Source organism: Nocardia canadensis, assembly GCF_032656385.1.
GTDB classification, from domain to species: Bacteria; Actinomycetota; Actinomycetes; order Mycobacteriales; family Mycobacteriaceae; genus Nocardia; species Nocardia canadensis.
The window spans coordinates 395,267-413,560 of sequence record NZ_JAVCWB010000008.1 but is presented as its reverse complement, the minus strand read 5'-3'; the positions used below and the strand labels follow the sequence as shown (position 1 = coordinate 413,560).

Genomic DNA, 18,294 nt, shown 5'->3' with positions numbered 1-18,294 from the left:
CGGCTCGGCGCGCGGCCGGCCGGGGACGGCGTCGGTCGACGGGTCCGACGACGGACCGCGCAGCCCGGATCGAATCTGAAATGAAACTGTATCTGAAAGTGTGGGCGAAACCCGCGGCGAGCGGCCAGAATTGGCCACGACGGTCCGGCGCGCTGCAACACCTGTCGCACCGTCGCGAATCACCTTCGGCAACAGAGGAATTGGACGATGAACAGGTTGTCGAGATCCGCCGCCGCGACGCTGGTCGCCGCCGTCGTCGCGGCCGGGACCGCGGCGGTCGGCGACGCGCGGGCGGAAACATCCGGCCCGCAGCCCTGCACCCCGTACACCGCGATACTCGGGCCGGGAACCTGGGAGACCACACTCGACGCCGATCCCGAGGTGCCCGTCGGCATGCTCCGGCCTGTCGGCGACGGCCTGCGACGGCAGTTCGGCCGCGACATCACCGTGCTCTACGCCCCCTATGCCGCCAGCGCTTTCGATCAGGGCCTGAGCTACGCCGAGTCCCTGAGCACCCTGGAATCCCGTCTGCGCCAGATGCTGCGTGGCCTGTGCGGCTCGACGCGGGTCGTGCTCGCCGGTTACAGCCAGGGCGCGGACGGCATCGGCGATCTGGCCACCGAGATCGGCAACGGCGACGGCCCCATCGACGCCGATCGGGTGGTCGGGGTCGGGCTACTGGCCGACCCGCATCGCGATCCGAACACCACACTCTCCCTGGGCAATCCGCAGCCCGGCCGCGGCATCGCCGGCACCCGGAGCCGTGATTTCGGCGCGCTGTCGGAGCGGGTTCGCACGCTGTGCGCCGACGGCGACCTGTACTGCTCCCTCGACGCCGCCACCTCCCCGTTCCTGGCCGTGCTGGGCCGGGTCCTGAGCGGCGATCCCACCCCGATCGCGAACTTGCTCCCCGCCACCGCCGATCCCAGCAGTCTGATCGCCCAAGCCGTCACCATGGGCGCCGGCTGGACCGCCACCGCGGCGAACCTGCCGACCATCGTCGACGACCTCACCCGTCTGCCGGAGTCCCTCGCGGCGGGCGACATCCGCGGCGCCCATCAGACCGCACGGGCCGTCAACGCCGCCTTGGCCCCCTTCGTGGAGGCCGCCGCGGGGGTAGACCGGGTCCTGGTCGCCCAGGTCATCCGCGCGGCCGCCGCGGTCGACCCGTCCGGCCGGACCGCGGGCGTCAGCGTCATCGCCGACGCCCTGACCCACCTCGATCTCCTCGGTATCGCCGAGCGCGTCGGCCACCTCCAGGAAATCCTCTGGCGTGCGGTCGAATCCCTCGACCGCAACGACCCTCTCGCCGCCGCCGCCGACCTGGCGGCCTTGGCCGCCACCGGCGCCGACCTCACCGGCTCGGTGCTCGGCCCCGTCGCTGCGGGCATCCGCTCCGACCTCAACGCGACCACCCGAACCCTGCTCAGCGTCACCGATCCCGCCACCGTCGACGAGCTCGTCCAACTGGGTCGCCAAGGCGTGGACATGGCCAACTTCTACGCCTCCGAAGCCCACATCGACTACGGCGAGGACGTTCCCCTCCTGCTGAACTACCTGAGCTCCCAGGTCGTTTCGTAGCCCACCGCACCCGTCTGCGGCGTCGCGGCCGGGTCGGACACGGTGTGCCCGCCTGCGACCCGCCGACCGTCGCGGCACGTATTCTCACCTGGTGCCGACCGGCGGTAGCAGACAGGTGCGCGCCGCGCGCAAGCGCAAGAAGCGGATGGCGCGCGTCACCCATGACCTCACCGACGCGCAGTGGGACGCGCTCAAGACGTCCTGGGGTGGGTGCGCCTACTGCGGCTCCCCCGCCACCTCGCTGCAGAAGGACTGCGTGCAAGCCATCTCGCGTGGCGGCCGCTACACCCTCGGCAACGTCGTCCCCGCCTGCGGATCGTGCAACTCCAGCAAGTGCAACGCCGAGGTCACCGGCTGGCTGCGGCGCAAGAAGCTCGACGAACGCTCCTTCCTCCTGCGCCACTACGAGATCGCGGCCGAGCTCACCACCCGCTTCGCCTAGAGCGGAGCCCGAGGTGACGGTTCGCGGTCGGCGGCGCCGGGCCACCACGGAGCAGACCGTGGGCCCATCGTCGCCGAAGATCGGTGGGTGGTGACCCGTTTACCGATTCCGGTCCGGGACATCCTCCGATCGAGAGGTACCGATCGAACGGAGTGGGAAGCAATGGCTCAAGGCACTGTGAAGTGGTTCGACGCGGAGAAGGGGTTCGGGTTCATCGAGCCCGACGAGGGCAGTGCCGACATCTTCGTTCACTTCTCCGAGATCCGCGGCGACGGATTCCGCACCCTCGAGGACAACCAGAAGGTCGAGTTCGAGATGGACCACAGCGACCGGGGCCCGCAGGCGACCGACGTCCGCGCCCTGGACTGAGAATCCACGCACAATCACGGCCCGCCAGGGCCGGAAACGATCGGAGGCAGCAATGCTCGGACTGGGAATTCTCGGCTGGATCATCATCGGCGGCATCGCCGGCTGGATCGCCAGCAAAGTCATGAAGACCGATGCCCAGCAGGGCATCGTGCTCAATATCGTCGTCGGCGTCGTCGGCGGTCTGCTCGGCGGGTTCCTGCTGAAGGTGCTGGGCGTCGATGTCGCCGGTGGTGGTCTGCTGTTCAGCTTCCTGACCTGCTTCGGTGGTGCGGTGCTGCTGCTGGCACTGGTCGGACTGGTCACCGGCCGCACCCGATAGTCGATGCTGTGGCGGACCCGGGCGTCCGCGTCCGCCACAGCGGTGTCCGGCGACGATTCCGCTCAGGCCCCGAGCAGGCGGATATCGGTGTCGAGCAGCGCCACTTGCTCGGCGAGGCGGCGTTCGTCGATCGGATCGCCGGCGCGGTCGAGCAGATCCGCACGCGTGATGAGCAGCAGGCCGCCGCCCGCGGTGTCGGGGGTGACCGTTCTGCTGGTGGCGGTACCGCGGATTCCCGGCCCTGAACACGAGGCCGGTCATATGCTTGACCGATTCCAGACAACGGAGAACACTTTCGGACGTGCCGACGGACACGGAATTCCAGCAGTTGCTGCAGGGAGCGTCCCTCCGCGTCACCGCCCCGCGGGTGGCGGTCCTGCGGGCGGTCCACGACCATCCGCACGCCGATACGGACTCGATCATCCGCGCCGTGCGCTCCAGGCTGTCCGCGGTCTCGCACCAGACCGTCTACGACTCGCTGCGTGCGCTCACCGCCGCAGGCCTGCTCCGGTCCATCCAACCCCGGGGGTCGGTGGCACGGTATGAATCGCGCGTCGGCGACAACCATCACCATCTGATCTGCCGCACGTGCGCGAAGATCGCCGACGTCGACTGCCGCATCGGCGAGGCACCGTGCCTGACGGCCGCCGACGCCCAGGGCTTCACGATCGACGAGGCCGAGATCATCTACTGGGGACGGTGCCCCGACTGCGCCACCGTCCCCTCCGCCGACGACTCCGCTCGCAGCCCGCACGACTCGTTTCAGGAAGGAATATCGTGACCACCGATAACCGCCCTCCCACCGGGGACAGCGACTCCACCAGCGAGAGCGAAAACCCGGCGATCCCCGCCCCCACCCCGCAGACCGACCGCAGGCCGAACGCCAACAAGGACTGGTGGCCGGAGCAGATCGATGTCTCGGTGCTGCACGCGCACTCGTCCAAGGCCAACCCGCTCGGCGAGGATTTCGACTACGCAGCGGAATTCGCCACCCTCGACGTCGAAGCGCTCAAGGCCGACATCGCCGCGGTCCTGACCGATTCCCAGGACTGGTGGCCCGCCGACTACGGCAATTACGGCGGCCTGTTCATCCGGATGAGCTGGCACGCGGCCGGGACCTATCGCATCGCCGACGGGCGTGGCGGCGGCGGCCAGGGCGCGCAGCGCTTCGCCCCGCTCAACAGCTGGCCCGACAACGCCAATCTCGACAAGGCGCGACGACTGCTGTGGCCGGTCAAGCAGAAGTACGGCACCAAGATCTCCTGGGCCGACCTGCTGGTGTTCGCGGGCAACGTCGCGCTGGAGTCGATGGGTTTCCAGACCTTCGGTTTCGGCTTCGGCCGGCCCGACATCTGGGAGCCCGAGGAGGTCTTCTGGGGTCCGGAGGACACCTGGCTCGGCGACGAGCGCTACGCCGGTGACCGGGAACTGTCCGGCCCGCTCGGCGCCGTGCAGATGGGCCTGATCTATGTGAACCCCGAAGGCCCCAACGGCACCCCCGATCCGGTGGCCGCCGCCCGCGATATTCGCGAGACGTTCGGCCGGATGGCGATGAACGACGAGGAGACCGCCGCGCTGATCGTGGGCGGCCACAGTTTCGGCAAGACCCACGGGGCAGGTGATGCGAGCCTGGTCGGGCCCGAACCCGAGGCCGCCCCGATCCAGCAGCAGGGGCTGGGCTGGCAGAGCTCCTACGGCACCGGCAAGGGCAGGGACGCCATCACCAGCGGCCTGGAGGTCGTCTGGACCGCGACCCCGACCCGGTGGAGCAACGGCTTCCTGCAGAATCTGTACGGCTTCGAGTGGGAACTGACCAAGAGCCCGGCCGGCGCCTGGCAGTGGAAGCCGAAGGACGGTGCGGGCGAAGGCGCCATCCCCGACCCGTTCGACGGCCCCGCGCGCACACCGACGATGCTGACCACCGACCTGGCGCTGCGTGAGGATCCGATCTACCGGGAGATCACCCGCCGCTGGCTCGATCACCCCGAAGAGCTGGCCGAAGCGTTCGCGAAGGCGTGGTACAAGCTGCTCCACCGCGACATGGGACCGCTCAGCCGCTACCTGGGCCCCTGGGTCCCCGAGCCGCAGCTGTGGCAGGACCCGGTACCCGCGGTCGATCACGAACTGATCGACGAGCAGGACATCGCGACGCTCAAGAGCACCGTCTTGGCCTCGGGACTCTCGATCGCGCAGCTGGTCAAGACCGCGTGGGCGGCGGCGGCGAGCTTCCGCAGCACCGACAAGCGCGGCGGCGCCAACGGTGCCCGCCTGCGCCTGGAACCGCAGCGCAGCTGGCAGGTCAACGAGCCGAGCGAGCTGGCGCAGGTGCTGCCCGTGCTCGAGCGCATCCAGCAGGACTTCAACAGTTCGGCCGCGGGCGGCAAGCGCGTGTCGCTGGCCGACCTGATCGTCCTGGCCGGCTCGGCCGCCGTCGAGAAGGCGGCCGCCGACGCCGGTCACCCGGTCACCGTGCCGTTCCATCCGGGCCGCACCGACGCCACCCAGGACGCCACCGATGTCGAGTCCTTCGCCGTGCTCGAGCCTCGGGCCGACGGCTTCCGCAACTACGTGCGCGACGGGGAGAAGGCACCGCTGGAACGCCTGTTGCTCGACCGCGCGTACATGCTCGACGTGACCGCGCCGCAGCTGACCGCGCTCATCGGCGGGCTGCGTGTGCTCGGCGCGAACTACGCGGGCAGTAGCCACGGCGTCCTCACCGAGCGTCCCGGCGTGCTCTCGACCGACTTCTTCGTCAATCTCCTCGATCAGGGCACCGAGTGGAAGCCCTCGGAGTCGACCGAGAACGTCTTCGACGGTGTCGACCGCAAGACGGGTCAGGCCCGCTGGACGGCCACCGCCAACGACCTCGTCTTCGGCGCGCACTCGGTGTTGCGCGCGGTGGCCGAGGTCTACGCGCAGCAGGACGCGGGCGCGCGGTTCGTCGACGACTTCGTCGCCGCCTGGGTCAAGGTGGTCGACAACGATCGGTTCGACCTGCGCTGATCGGATGTCGAAGAGCCCGGGCCGACCCTCGGCCCGGGCTCTTTTCGCGTCGAGTTCGCCCTCCGGTCCGCCGCCCGGTGATTGACCAGCGGCCCAGCGGGTATGGCCCGCTCATACCGGTCAACCTGGAGGGAACCATCCATGACCTACCCGAATCCGCACCACGATTCCGCGCCGCAGCACGCCGACCGACACGACGACGAATTCCCCGACCATGCCCGCACGACCCGCAGCCACGCCGGCGAGGGCCTCGAAGACGGTTACAACTTCCCCGGGATCATCCTGTGCGCGTTGGGCGTCATCGCGCTGGGCCTGTGCCTGACCGCGACCGGCTACGGGTTCACCGGCTGGGCGACCGTCGCCGGCGTCGCGGCGGTCCTGCTCGCCGGCGCGGGTGTCGTCTGGCTGCTGCTCGAGCACCGGCGCATCAAGGCCAAGGAGGGCCTGAAGCTCACCGATCAGCGCGGGCACTGACGGCCACCGCGATGCGAGACCAGCGAGGAAGGAACCCGCGATGAGCGAGACCGACGACCCGGTCCCCCAGCTCGACCGTGACCTGGCGCTGGACGCGACCGGGCAGGCCGCCGATGTCGCCCGCACGCCCGCGTTGCCGGTGGCAGTCGCGGTGCTCGCCGGGTTCGTGGTCTGGCTGATCGCCCGGCGACGGCGGCGGTCCTGAGTCGCGGCCGGGCCGTGGCGCCCGGCCCGCGGTTCCCTGGCCTCAGACGAGACCCTCGAGGCGGGCCACCGACGGCGGGTTCGGCGGCGAGGCCGCGAACACGTCGATCAGCACATCCTCGTCGCCGTAGTGGCCCGCGGCCGCCAGTCCGGCGGTGCGGTGCGCGATCGCGTGCACCTCGTCGCCGGTCAGCGGATAGTCGGCCACGACGTGGCGCCAGTGCGCGCACAGCAGCGTGCCGCCGGGCTCGAGGTGCGCGACCGCTTGGTCGAAGGCCTGGCGCAGCGTCTCGGCATCGAGGTAGTAGCAGACCTCGCTCAACACGATCAGATCGAATTCCTCCGCCGCCCAGCGCTGTCCCAGTCCCCACCCGCGCAACTCCACCGACGCGTGGCCAGAACGCGACAGCCGTGCGCGCGCCGAATCCAGGGCCCGCTCGGCGACATCGGTGCTCACGAGGCGATCGCAGCGCCCGGCGAGTTCCTCGGTGAGCACGCCGATGGAACAGCCGGGCTCGAACCCGGCGCGGTAGCGCGCCCTGGGCAGCATAGCCATCGTCAGCGCGCGTTTGCGCCGCTCGTACCAGCGGAGCGTAAACTGCCACGGGTCGTCGTCGGTGGCGTACATCCGGTCGAAATAGCCTGGCGGCAGGGCGGACTCGGTCACTGGAAGAAGACCTCGTCGCGTGTGGTGAACCGATGCAGGACATGGGGAGGCAGGACGGGACGGTCAGCCGGATGGTCCGACAGCGGACGGATCTGACTGCGGTGCTGTGCCAGTGCCCGTGCCTTGGCCGCGACCGCCGACGACGGCAACGCCAGGCCGAAGGCATTGGCCGCGGCGACTCGCGGATGGTCGGGGCTGCCCCAGTGCCACATCCAGACGGGATACTCGAGCAACTCGGTCGCTGTGTTCGCGCACGCCTCGGCAGTCGCGCGGCCGACGGCTTCGTGGTCGGGATGGCCGTCGTGTCGCCACGTGGCGGCGCATCGAACCCCCGGCCCGCCCAGGACCGCGAGCACCTCGGTGAGCAGGTCGGTGAGTTCGGCCTGCTGCTCGGCGACCCGGCCGTCGGGCATGCCCAGCCGCATCGGCGCCCCGATGGCGAGTTCGTGGGCCGCGTTGGCCGATTCCTCGATCCGCAGGCCGGCCAGCTCGGCCGGGGTGTGGGTGGGCGAGCCGGGGTGCGAGGCTTCACCGTCGGTGACCGAGATCAGGGTGACCGGCAGATCGGCCGATCGCAGGTGCGCGATCAGCCCGCCGACGCCGAGTACCTCGTCGTCGGGGTGCGGGGCGACGACGATCAGATGCCGCCAATGCTCCACGCGCAGTTCGGGTCTGCTCTCGCGCCACGGCGTCCACGCGCCTTCCGCGGTGCCGGGATCGGTCGGGTCGATCAGGGGCATGGCCACCATGAGAACTCCTTGTCCGCCTGGTCTCGTCCGAGGGCGGCGAGATCGCGTTCGGCATGGCTCTGACGCAGGTACACCGTCAGGTCGGCGACTCTGCGCGCATGGGCTTCGTCGCCGCACAGCGGGCCGGCGCCCAGGGCGCGCCCGACACGGTCGAGGGTGTCGGTCGCCGCGTTCTCGACGATCGCGCGCACGGTCCTGGCCCGGAGTCGACCCGCTCCGGTGAGGTCGGCGGGGTCGGCATCGATCGCCTGCGCGGCGACGGACAGGCTGTCACGGGCGGCCGACAGACTCGCGGTGACCGCGCCCAGATGGGCGAGCGCGTGGTCGTCGGCGCGGCCCGCGGCGGCGCTGCGGTGCAGTGTCGCGGCGACCGCGCACGCGCTGCCGTACCAGCAGGCGGCCACCCCGATGGCGCCGTGCCAGAAACCGGGACGGCTCAGGTACGCGCCGGGGTCGCCGATCATCCGCGCCGGCGCACTGTCGAAATCGACGGCGCCGGAATCGGACCCCCGCATACCGACCGCAGGCCAGGTGTGCGGCACCGGCCGGACGACGGACCGGTCGAGCGCCACCGCGAACAACGCGCGCTGACCGTCGATCTCGGCCGTGACCAGTGCGTGTGTGCACATGCTCGCACCCGAGCACCACAGTTTGCGCCCCTCCAGCACCCAGCCCTCGGACACCTCGCGCGCCCGCAGCACCGGAGCAGGCGGCTCCGCGGCCCACACGCCCCAGAGTTGCTCCGGCGCCACCGCGAGTTCGGTCGACGGCCGCCCGGTGGCGCCGTGATCGATCTCGGCCAGGATCGCCGTAGCATCGGTGTGGGCTTCGGCCAGACGCCCGACAACCGTATCCGCATAGGCGATCTCGGCCAGCGCGCGCCATCGCTCGAGGGTCTGCCCCGAGCCCGGTAACGGCAGATCCAGCCGTCCGGATCTCGCCAGCGACCGCAGTTCCGCGGCGATCACCGGTTCCGATGCCGCGGCGCACAGGCCGGAAACCCGACTGTCGACGCCGGTCATGACACCTCCCGCGATGCGTCCCGCCCGATACGGCGCAGGTGCTCGGCGAACCCGTGCGGTGCGCGCCCGTGCCGCCGCGCGGAGGTGGTGACAGCGACGTCCCCGGCCCAGGCGATGGCGGCTCCGGACGCGCGCAACCGCGCGACCAGATCCACGTCCTCGCCGGTCGGCAAGGCCCGAAACCCACCGATTCCCCAGTAGGCGTCGGCGCGGAAGCCCAGCGCGGCGCCGTGCACATGACCATGACCCTCCGGCCCGTGCTCGAGATACTGCCGCTCGTAGATCCGCCGGGTCCGCGCCGAGTGCGCGTCCCACTGCCGCACCGCGACGACACCCGCCACCACCTCGAAACCCGCTCGCGCGTAGTCGAGCTGGGCCGACAACCACGATGGCTCGACCTCGGAATCGGCATCGGTGGTCGCGAACCAGGTCTCGGACGCACACCCCGAGCCCGCGTGTTCGAAGCCCAGCCGCCGCGCTGCCCCCACATTGCGCTCCCACACCGTCAGCACCTCGGCCGACGCCGCGACCCGCGCCGAACCGTCGGTGCAGGCGTCGAGCACGAGCTGCACGCGGACCGGGACGTCGACCCGGCGGACGGCACGTTCCAGCGCCGCGAGACACCGAGGCAGCAGTCGCTCTTCATTGCGGACGGGGACCACCACCACGATCCCGTCGATGTCGTCGCCGATCATGGGCGTGTTCTCACAGCCGCCGAAGACTGACTCATAGAGGGCGGCTACCCGTCCTTCGGCAGGGCAAACAGAAGGCCCAGGTCAGCCGGGTCGCTCGCCGCGGCGCGGCCGGCCCGTGGCCCGCGGTCGTCGAAGACGGTGCGCTATCGTCGGCATGTCGACGACGACGCCCGGTGCCCCCGGCGTTGCATGCTGTGACGAGCAGTCTCAGGGAGGAATCGTGGATATCACCCAGCTGATCCTTGACGACCACCACGAACAGCGGCGTCTGTTCGCGATCCTGGAACAGATCAACCGCACCGACACCGAGGCGCTGTCCGCGATCTGGGACCGGCTCGCCGCCTTCCTGGAACTGCACGCGCTGGCCGAGGAGGAGATCTTCTACCCGGCCTTGTTGCACGCCGGAATCGCGGCCAGGCGCACAGGCGCGGTCGAGAGCGAAACGCTCGACGCCATCCACGACCACAACGACATCAGGGACGCGGTGGCCGCGGTCGCGGATCATCAGGTCGGCACCGACGACTGGTTCGCGGCCGTCGCGGCAGCCAATCTCGCCAACAGCGACCACATGGCGGAGGAAGAACGCGAGGGCCTCACCGATTTCCGCCGCCTGGCCGGCGTGCCGCAGCGCCACGCGTTGGCAGTCACCTTCGCCGCCTACGAGGCCCGCCACTACGCCGGCGTGCGGCCGGTCGACAAGGACCCCGTCGCCTACGTCCGCGCCGCCGAGAATCAGGAGCCGCCGCCGAACGGATCGCTCGGTGTCGGCAGTCTCCGCTGATCGTCGCTACGAATCACCGTTCCCGGCCCGGTCCTCGGCGGCCATATCGGTCGAGAACTCGGCGCCGTACAGCTCGATCTCCCACATCTTGTCGATGACCCGCTCGACCGCACGGGTGAGATGTCGGCGGTAGGTGGAAAAGGGCAGTCCGAGTAGTTCGGCGGCGCGTTCCTGGGTGGGCGCGGGTCGCAGGTAGGTGCGGTCGAGTGCCCGGTGCAGCTTCTCGCCGCGGGTTTCGTCGCGCAGGGATTCGCTCATCGTGGTGAGCAGCTCCCGCAGCGTGGCGCCGGTGGCCGGACCCGGCCGACCGTGCACGACCTTCGAGCGCAGCAACGGGTTTCGTTCGAGTCGGCCCCCTCGGCCGACCTCACGCAGTGCCGAGCGCACCGCGTCGGCGAATTCGGGCCGGGACAAGACGAGTTCGGGTACCGGTGGCGCCGGTCGCGCGGCAGCCCCACCGACGACGCGATCATTGGTCAGGTCGAGCCATGCGGCGATCCCCACCCGTCGCCAGTCGTGGGCGTATACCGCATAGCGTTGTCCGCCGACTTCGTATCCCGCGTCGTGCGCGCGATGGAAGTCGATGTGGTGCATGAACGGTTCCCAGGCGTCGGAGTCCGCGAACGCGCCAATGAACTCCCAGGTCAGATCTGGTTGCGACAGCCAGTATTGGGTCGAGCGGGCCGTGACCACATTGATCGTCGGCGACGGGCGCTGGTTCAGTTCCGCATCGACGAGGAACCGGCCAGCGTGCACCGGCTCACCCGGCCGGGGCCTGCCGTATCTGGTCGCGTACTCCCACATCGCGCGCGTGCCGGGGTCGGCGGCCAGGTCGGCTTCGGTCGCCTCGTGCAACGCCAGCCGGCAGAAGTAGCCGATCGCCTCGGTGGCAGGCCCCTGGACCACGACGAATCGGTCGGGCTGGCGGGCGAGCCAGAATTCGACCAGCTCGGCTTGTTCGGGCCCCTGGTGGCGTTCGGTCATCGCCAGGATCGATTCTCGATGCGTCGGGCGGTATCGGTCGGGAAAGGCTCGGCCGAAGCTCGACCAGTCCCAATACGCGGAGATCGTCGGGTTGTGCCGATGCAGGAACACCAGGTCCGCGACCGGCCAGCGACCGTGTTCGGCCGCGGTGTCGAGCAATTCGATGAGGTGCCCGCGCACTCGGCCGTGCACCGCGAGATAGGACTCCGGATCGCGCCAGCGCAGATCCGCGTCCAGGACGTCGCGAGCGATCTCGTGCGGAGCGAGCCCGAGCGGTCCGCGTTCGATGATCGCGAGCTCGCACAACCATCCGAATACCTCCGAGCAGTCGGACTCGCCGAGCGCGGCCCGCAGCAGCGCCTCGGTCGTGAACCGCACGTGCGCGCACACCTCGAGCGCCGCCCGATGGCGTCTGCTCGGCACGGAGTCGACGAACCGCGTGAGCAGCGCCCGCACCGCGTCCGGCGCGTCGACCAACGTGGCAGGCACCTCGCCCCCGGTCTGCGCGAGCAGGTCGACCAGGAGCGCCAGGGCCAGCGGATGGCCATGGGTGAGCGCCAGCATCCGTTCGTGCTTGTCGTCGGGGACCCGCGCGCCCCGGAGGAAGGTACGGACGTCATCAGGTGCCAGATTCCGCAGCGAGACCACGCGCAGCAGTTCCCGCCAGCCGGGGTCGTTCAACCACTCGCGGGCGGGTGGATGTCGACCGGCGATCACGACCAGGACGTCGGTCGCCAAGCCGGGAAGAAAGGTTTCCCGCAGCCAATCCTCCAGCGGCGCAAGGCGTTCGAAGGTGTCGATGATCAACACCGCCGACGTCCGGTCCGCCGGGCCCTCGGGCTCGGACACCGCCGCGTGGAAGGCCGAGGGCGACGGCTCGATGGTGCGTCCGTCGACTCGCACCGTGCCGTGTCCGGCGTGCTGGGCCACCGCCGACAATTCGGCGAGCAGCGCCGTCTTCCCGACACCGCCCGGCCCGTAGACGAACATCACCGAGAAGGGCGGCTCCTCGGCATCGAGCGCCGACAGGAACAGCTCGACTTCCCCCGCGCGACCCACGAACCGCCGCCGACGGGCCAGCCGGAGCCGGTCGGCGACCGTCCGGCGCTGCTCCGAGGCGCTATTCACCGGCCATGTGTATCAGTTTCGGGTCCGCTGTGTCCGCGTTTGCCGGAGCATTCTCGACACGCCTCGATCGCACCACCCCGCGCAGAACTCGCGCGATGATCCCGGGGCGCAGCAGCCGCGACGGCGGATCGACCAACGCCGAGACCAGCAGGAACTGCGAAGCAACCACCGGATCGTGTCTGCCCACGTCGAGCAGGTGCCGGACGTACCGATTGACCAGCCGGATCTGCGGCGGCCGCACACCGTCGACCAGCGGCTGGGTCAGATCCGCACCGACAGCCAATCGCCACGCGACGCCAACCGGCGCGGCAGCGGCACGGAAGAAGCGGCGTTCCACATCGTCACCGCTCCCCCGCAGACAGTCGCGCAACGCGATGGCCTGCAACGCCGCCACCGACATGCCCTGGGCGTAGATGGGGTTGAAGCCACACATCGCGTCCCCGAACACGATCAGCCCCCGTGGAAATCGGCTCAACCGGTCGTATCGGCGCCGACGATTGGCGTCGTAGCGGTAGGTCGCCACCTCCGACAGCGGCTCCGCGTGGCGCAGCGCGCCGACCACGTGCGACGGGGCGAATGTCGCGATACCGTCGACCATCTCGGCCAGGCTCGTCGCGGGGTGATGGCCTCGGTATCCCGTCGCGGTGAACAGCCAGGTGTCGTCGTCCTCGGTGGCGAACAACGCCATTCCGATCGGCCGGTCCGGCGCAGGCCCGATCAGCACGAGCTTCTCCGGCTCGGTGCCGGGTCGCAGCCGCACGGACAGACTGGAGTAGCCCATCTGGACCGATACCGATTCTTCGGCGGGCAGGTCGTAGCCGAGTCCGCGCAGCCACGTCGGGGTTCGCGTGCCGCGGCCCATCGCGTCCACGACGAGATCGGCGCGCAACACTTCCTCCGCGCTACCCGCCGCCCGGGCCATCACCCGGACGCCGGTCACCCGACTGCGTGTCCCGTCCGCGACCAGACCTACCGCGTCGCTGCCGTCGACGATCCGCACCGCCGGCAGCGCCCGAACCCGTTCCCGCACACACCCTTCCAGGCGCGGCCTGGTCGGCAGGTAGGTCAGGACACCCGGCTGCACGTCGCGCGAGAGACGGTTGCCGCCCACCGAGAAGTAGAACTCCGTGTAGTCCTCGACAACCTTCGTACCGCCGGCGACGAGATCGGCGAGCACCCCAGGGAACAGCACCTCCAACGCCTCGGATCCACTCGGCAGCAAGGCGTGCACATGCTTGCCCTGCGGCACTCCCCTGCGCGGGCCGTCAGCGGCGGTGAGCCGATCTCGTTCCACCACCGTGACCCGGTCATAGAAATCAGCCAGCACTCGCGCCGCGAGCAACCCCGCCATGCTCGCACCGAGCACCACCGCATGTTCACCTCTGCGAACCATCGCGCACCTCCTGAAGTTTCGGCGATGGCGCGAGCTTGCGACACCGGACTGCTCGGTTACCAGTCCATGTCTTTGCTCACCTACCGCTGAGCACAGCGTGGCTACAACTCGCGAGGGCGCGCTCGCTCGGTCCTGCGGGGGCTGCCCCTGGGCACCGACGACATCGACACCGTCGCCGGAATCGTCGCGCACGGAGCAATGCGCTCCACCATGACGGCGCCTGACGGGTCAGCCACCGCGCATGCGTCGGTGTTCCGACGGAAACATCAGCCTGGTGTCGAGTCGTCGACAGCATTCGAGCCATGGCCCTGAGCAAGGGCCACGGCTCGAATGCTGCGCGGTCGTACCGACGATCGTCCCTCCCCCCGAACTACCCGACCTCCCAGGTCGTTTCGTAGCTCTCGCAGCCCGTGGGCTCGACCGCAGCCTCCGGTGGGAAAGGCGTTCAGGTCAGCACGACATCGCACCTCCCGACGTGTTGTCGAGACGCACCCCCAGGACCCTCTTCAACTCGCCGACACTGTCGGCACTGGGTGTCACCACATCCCGTTCCCAACGACTGATCTGGTTTCCGTCCCTGATGCCGATCCAGTCGGCCAACTCCGCCTGCGTGAAACCGGAGGCCGTCCTCGCCGCCCGGATGGCTTTGCCGATCGTGGACATGGTCTCCCCTCTCTCTCGATGCCTCGGCGCGGACCGCATCGGAGCGGGTGTCCATCGGCGAACACTCACACTCCTGAAGCGGTCTCGCGCAGCCACATTCGAACGATAAGGGCGAATTCGCCGCCGAAGCAGGCTGTGACTGCACGGCCACTGACTGTGCACGCACAAACTTCCGCGCCGTGGGAACTCCGTCGCTACGTCGGCGGGGTGTCCGCGTCGGAGGCGCTGCGGCGCCAGTCCCGGGGCGTCATGCCGAACGCCTCCCGGAATCGCCGGGTGAAGTGGGCGGCATCGCGGAAGCCCACGGCACCGGCCACGGCGGCGACGGAACGGTGCGCGTAACCCCGGTCGATCAGCATGTCGCGGGCCCGGACCAGGCGTTGTTCGATGATCCACTGCTCGAGGCTGATACCCGACTGCGCGCAGACCTTGTACAGGTGCCGGACGGAGATGTTGTTGGCGGCGGCGATGCCGGGAATCTTCAGGGTCGAATCGGCCAGGTGTGTCCGCACGTACTCGAGGATCTGTTCGATCAGCAGTTGCTCCGGGATGGCGCCACCGTCACCCGGACCGCGGCCGGCCGCCGAGATCAGCAGCGCCCGAACCATTTCCAGGCACGACTCGCCCACCGAGGCGGCGGCCGGGTCGGCTTCGAGCTGGTCGGCGATCGCGACGAGATGCTGGATCTGCGCCGTGACCATCGGGTAGAGCGGCGATGCCGCCAGCCGCCCGTGCGCCGCGACGACCGTTTCCGCGGAGATCCCGAGGCGCTCCCTGGACAGCTGCAGACACAGCGTTCCGCCGAGACCGTGCCAGCCGGAGGCGAACGTGGTGGCCAGGTCGATCACCTCGCAGGCGCCGGGCTCGATCAGCGTTTGCGCACCGAACTGTTCGTGCCTGCGGACCTGCCCGTTCTGAACGGTCACCGTCAGGGTGTCGCTGGGCGTGATCCGCTCGTGCCGCCTGGTGCGGCAGACCTGGTGGCCGGAGACCTCCGAGCGGGTGAGCGCGATCGGACCCAGCATCCAGGCCTGGTGCCGGCTGACCACTTCCGCCGGTGAATCCCACATCTGCAGGTTCGCCCCGATATCGGCTTCCTGCAGGATGGCGGTGACCGCCTCGCGGCGGTCCGCCGGCGTGAAATAGTCGGAGTCGATCAGCACTGCCATCGGTGATCTCCACTTCGGATCCAAGCCGGCGGTGGAGTGCCTCCCGTCGCCGGCCGATGCGCGTTTCGGGTGGTGGCAATTCGGGGCAAAGGTGATTGCATGGGCCTGTAGTCGGCGATGCTATCGCGACATCGCCCGCTCGGAGCCCGATTCGGCAGGGTTGCGCACCGACCTCACCGGCCCGCGATGGCGTGTTCCCTTGCCGCGGTGGGCCGCAACGCCAGAATCCGGCGTTCGGCCGCGGTCGCCGTCGCAGCCCATTCCGGCCGCAACGCCGCGTAGGTGCACACGTCGCGCCACCGGCCCTGGGTTCGGTACAGCTGTCGCAGCCGCGCCTCCGGTGTCAAGCCCACTCCCGCCATCACCGTGTCCATCACCGGATGATCGTGCCGATGCCCCGCCCAGACCCGGTGGATCCCGAGCGGCCCGAAGGCGAAGGCCGCCATGAGCCGCCCCGCCTCGATGCCTCCCGCGCGCAGCGCCCCTTCCGGAATCACGACCAGACCGCCGATCATCGCGTTGCTGCCGAAATCCTCGACCAGCAGGCCGATGGTGCCGACCATGGTGTCCTCATCGGGTGCCGTGATCGCCAGCGTGTACTTGCGCCGCGGGCTCTCACCGCGGGCGCGCAGGGCGGCGTCGAACGCCGCCGCCGCTGCCCGGACACCCATGCTGTCGGTGCCCATGAATCGGGTCAGCTGTGGATCGGTGAAGATCCGCTGATAGGTGCCCAGATCACCGGCACGCAGATCACGCAACCGCAGTCGCGTACCGACCAGTTCCACGTCGCGCAGGTCCACCGTCAACGGACTTCCTCCATCACCTGCGCGAATTCCGCGTCGATCCGCCGACCTTCGGCGGGTATGAGCTCGTCGAGGTCGATATAGCTCCGCCCCGACGGGATCAGCTCGCCGAGCAGGATCCGGCGTGCGGTGTCCGCCACCAGCGCGCCGCCGAGCATCACCCCCGAGGCGAGTTGTGGCCAGCTGGACAGGGTTCGGCCGATCTCCCCGATCGCGTCGCGCATCGCCGCACTCAGCTGCGGCTCGTCGACGACCGCCAGCAGAAACGACAGCAGCTCGTCCCGGTTCATCCTCGCGACATCGGACGAGGTCGCCGTGCCGGTGCGGCCGTGGAACAGCGGGCGCAGTGGTTCGAGATCGAAGCGCTCGACATCGAGCAGGCCGCGATCATTGGCGTCCATCAGCACCGGGATCCCCCGGCTCCGCGCGTACTCGCGGGCGGCGACTTTCGCCCACACCGTGTCGCATTCCTCCACGAGCAGATCGAGCGGCCGGGTGCCGTCGACGCCGTCGAAGAACGACCCGATCGATTCCTCGGTCAGCCCGGCCGTGAACACCTCGATGTCGAGATAGGGGTCGATCTCGAACATCTGCCGCGCCGCCAGCACCGCCTTGGAAACCCCGAGATCACCGATCCCCGCCCGCAGCCGGTTCAGGTTCGACAGCCCGATCGTGTCGAAGTCGGCCAGGCGGAACGAACCGCCGACCCCTTCCATCGCCAGCGTCACCGCCGCACTGTTGCCCACCGACAGCCCGACCACACCGATCCGCCGCTCGCGCAGGTCGCGCTGCTGCCCGCGGTCGATCTTGTTGCGGTTCCGATCGGTCCGCACCCGCTGGAAACCCTCGCGCGGCAGCACATGCACCAGCCGGCCGTTCCACGGATAGAACACCCACGTTCCCCACCGCCACAATGCGGTTTCGCCGCAGATCCGACGTCGCGACGCCGCCAGGGACTCCGCTGTCTGCGAGACAGCGGGGTCCTCGCAGCGGATCAGTTCGTCGAGCTGATCGTCGATCGTGTCGTGCACCGCACCGACAGCATCCGAGCCCGCCAGCGCTTCCAGATCGCGCAGTCCTTCCGGGCTCGACGCGTCGAGCAGCACGGGACGGAAATGCGATGTCGCGACGCCGGGCGCGAGTACCGGCGGACGCGGAACCGAGCGATGCCGAATCATGTGTGCACAAACCTCCGACCCTCATGAGACGAGCGGACACCGCGCGCCTCCTTCGACCAGGACGCGCAAAGACTACACACAGCACACTTTCAGCTAACTGACCTTCGGTCCACCGGCATGGCGCGCCCGCACTCCGGCCAAACTGCGACGATGACCCGCCGAGTCGACATGACCGACAATCCAACGCCTCACCCGTCGTCGGTCTCGCTAAAGTCCCGCAAGCATCGATTTCGCGGCGTCGACGGTGCGGCGCCGTCCGGTCCACGGGGGCGGACCACCACGTGGATCGGTGGGCGCCGCCACCGGGCTCCGGGCAGAGCAGCCGTCAGATCGGCGATCGGGTCGTCGACTCCCTCGCGGCCGACCGACCAGTGCTCCCTCACCTGCGTCCCCGTTCGGCGAGCACATCGGCCGCGGGCACTGGCGGCGAGATCGGCGGGCAGCGCGAGCGGTTCGACGATCGCTTCGAGGCGGGCCCGAGAAAGAACGGCACCGAGTACCGGTCGACTCCGGCGGGCGGGCTGACCACGCGATGCCGGGTGGCCGTCAGATAGCCCCGGGTGGCGATCTCGCGCATCTCGCCCCGTCCTGTTGCAGCAGCGCGAGATATCCGTAGTCCTTGTCGGCGCCCACCCCTGGTCGTCGCCGGAGGTGTCCCGGCCCGGACAGT

21 protein-coding genes are annotated in these 18,294 nt (G+C 69.7%); 10 read left to right on the top strand and 11 right to left on the bottom strand.

What is annotated here, in order from left to right; all coding sequences use genetic code 11:
* Positions 1-207: 207 nt before the first annotated feature.
* The 9 genes from Q7X29_RS15660 (at position 208) to Q7X29_RS15620 (ending at position 6,393) form a co-directional block, all read left to right on the top strand.
* Entirely contained in the window at positions 208-1,581 is a 1,374-nt protein-coding gene (locus Q7X29_RS15660; RefSeq protein WP_316574521.1) for a cutinase family protein, read from the top strand.
* Positions 1,582-1,672: 91 nt separating this feature from the next.
* Positions 1,673-2,023: an HNH endonuclease gene (locus Q7X29_RS15655; RefSeq protein ID WP_316574520.1), complete on the top strand. Its 351-nt coding sequence runs from the start codon at positions 1,673-1,675 to the stop codon at positions 2,021-2,023.
* Between the two features lie 162 nt (positions 2,024-2,185).
* Positions 2,186-2,392 carry a cold-shock protein gene (locus Q7X29_RS15650; RefSeq protein WP_218719131.1) on the top strand — a complete coding sequence of 69 codons (207 nt, stop codon included), beginning with the start codon at positions 2,186-2,188 and terminating at the stop codon, positions 2,390-2,392.
* A gap of 52 nt (positions 2,393-2,444) precedes the next feature.
* Entirely contained in the window at positions 2,445-2,711 is a 267-nt protein-coding gene (locus Q7X29_RS15645) for a GlsB/YeaQ/YmgE family stress response membrane protein (RefSeq protein ID WP_316574519.1), read from the top strand.
* A gap of 8 nt (positions 2,712-2,719) precedes the next feature.
* Positions 2,720-2,956, top strand: coding sequence for a hypothetical protein (locus Q7X29_RS15640; protein WP_316574518.1), 237 nt, complete (start codon positions 2,720-2,722; stop codon positions 2,954-2,956).
* Between the two features lie 56 nt (positions 2,957-3,012).
* A complete protein-coding gene (locus Q7X29_RS15635; RefSeq protein WP_218719129.1) occupies positions 3,013-3,492 on the top strand; it encodes a Fur family transcriptional regulator in 480 nt (159 codons plus the stop codon).
* On the top strand, positions 3,489-5,714 hold the full coding sequence (gene katG / locus Q7X29_RS15630) for a catalase/peroxidase HPI (protein WP_316574517.1): 2,226 nt from the start codon (positions 3,489-3,491) through the stop codon (positions 5,712-5,714). Before Q7X29_RS15635 ends, katG begins: the two co-directional genes overlap by 4 nt.
* A gap of 141 nt (positions 5,715-5,855) precedes the next feature.
* Complete coding sequence (locus tag Q7X29_RS15625) at positions 5,856-6,188, top strand: hypothetical protein (protein ID WP_316574516.1); 333 nt, start codon at positions 5,856-5,858, stop codon at positions 6,186-6,188.
* A gap of 40 nt (positions 6,189-6,228) precedes the next feature.
* Positions 6,229-6,393 (top strand): hypothetical protein, encoded by a 165-nt coding sequence (locus tag Q7X29_RS15620; protein ID WP_316574515.1) that lies wholly within the window; start codon positions 6,229-6,231, stop codon positions 6,391-6,393.
* Between the two features lie 42 nt (positions 6,394-6,435).
* On the opposite strand, the gene Q7X29_RS15615 is transcribed toward Q7X29_RS15620, so the two are convergent.
* From Q7X29_RS15615 to Q7X29_RS15600, 4 genes are read right to left on the bottom strand one after another with little or no spacing between them, the layout of a single operon-like run.
* On the bottom strand, positions 6,436-7,059 hold the full coding sequence (locus tag Q7X29_RS15615; RefSeq protein WP_316574514.1) for an SAM-dependent methyltransferase: 624 nt from the start codon (positions 7,057-7,059) through the stop codon (positions 6,436-6,438).
* Positions 7,056-7,808, bottom strand: coding sequence for a PIG-L deacetylase family protein (locus Q7X29_RS15610; RefSeq protein ID WP_316574513.1), 753 nt, complete (start codon positions 7,806-7,808; stop codon positions 7,056-7,058). Before Q7X29_RS15610 ends, Q7X29_RS15615 begins: the two co-directional genes overlap by 4 nt.
* On the bottom strand, positions 7,790-8,830 hold the full coding sequence (locus tag Q7X29_RS15605; RefSeq protein WP_255587954.1) for an acyl-CoA dehydrogenase family protein: 1,041 nt from the start codon (positions 8,828-8,830) through the stop codon (positions 7,790-7,792). The genes Q7X29_RS15610 and Q7X29_RS15605 overlap by 19 nt, the downstream gene beginning before the upstream one ends.
* On the bottom strand, positions 8,827-9,525 hold the full coding sequence (locus tag Q7X29_RS15600; protein WP_218719125.1) for a glycosyltransferase: 699 nt from the start codon (positions 9,523-9,525) through the stop codon (positions 8,827-8,829). The genes Q7X29_RS15605 and Q7X29_RS15600 overlap by 4 nt, the downstream gene beginning before the upstream one ends.
* A 217-nt stretch (positions 9,526-9,742) precedes the next feature.
* Between Q7X29_RS15600 and Q7X29_RS15595 the strand changes: the two genes are divergently transcribed.
* Entirely contained in the window at positions 9,743-10,306 is a 564-nt protein-coding gene (locus Q7X29_RS15595; protein WP_374104877.1) for a hemerythrin domain-containing protein, read from the top strand.
* A gap of 6 nt (positions 10,307-10,312) precedes the next feature.
* Here Q7X29_RS15595 and Q7X29_RS15590 read toward each other — a convergent pair whose 3' ends face one another.
* From Q7X29_RS15590 to Q7X29_RS15560, 7 genes are all read right to left on the bottom strand, one after another.
* Entirely contained in the window at positions 10,313-12,418 is a 2,106-nt protein-coding gene (locus tag Q7X29_RS15590) for an ATP-binding protein (RefSeq protein WP_316574512.1), read from the bottom strand.
* Positions 12,411-14,003 carry an FAD-dependent oxidoreductase gene (locus Q7X29_RS15585; RefSeq protein WP_316574511.1) on the bottom strand — a complete coding sequence of 531 codons (1,593 nt, stop codon included), beginning with the start codon at positions 14,001-14,003 and terminating at the stop codon, positions 12,411-12,413. Before Q7X29_RS15585 ends, Q7X29_RS15590 begins: the two co-directional genes overlap by 8 nt.
* A 258-nt stretch (positions 14,004-14,261) precedes the next feature.
* On the bottom strand, positions 14,262-14,474 hold the full coding sequence (locus Q7X29_RS15580) for a helix-turn-helix domain-containing protein (RefSeq protein WP_218719120.1): 213 nt from the start codon (positions 14,472-14,474) through the stop codon (positions 14,262-14,264).
* Positions 14,475-14,668: 194 nt separating this feature from the next.
* On the bottom strand, positions 14,669-15,643 hold the full coding sequence (locus tag Q7X29_RS15575) for a helix-turn-helix domain-containing protein (protein ID WP_218719119.1): 975 nt from the start codon (positions 15,641-15,643) through the stop codon (positions 14,669-14,671).
* A 173-nt stretch (positions 15,644-15,816) separates the two neighbouring features.
* Positions 15,817-16,443: a GNAT family N-acetyltransferase gene (locus Q7X29_RS15570; RefSeq protein ID WP_316575365.1), complete on the bottom strand. Its 627-nt coding sequence runs from the start codon at positions 16,441-16,443 to the stop codon at positions 15,817-15,819.
* Between the two features lie 2 nt (positions 16,444-16,445).
* A complete protein-coding gene (locus tag Q7X29_RS15565; RefSeq protein ID WP_218719117.1) occupies positions 16,446-17,624 on the bottom strand; it encodes a ThiF family adenylyltransferase in 1,179 nt (392 codons plus the stop codon).
* A gap of 379 nt (positions 17,625-18,003) precedes the next feature.
* Positions 18,004-18,201, bottom strand: coding sequence for a hypothetical protein (locus Q7X29_RS15560; protein WP_316574510.1), 198 nt, complete (start codon positions 18,199-18,201; stop codon positions 18,004-18,006).
* Between the last annotated feature and the right edge of the window lie 93 nt (positions 18,202-18,294).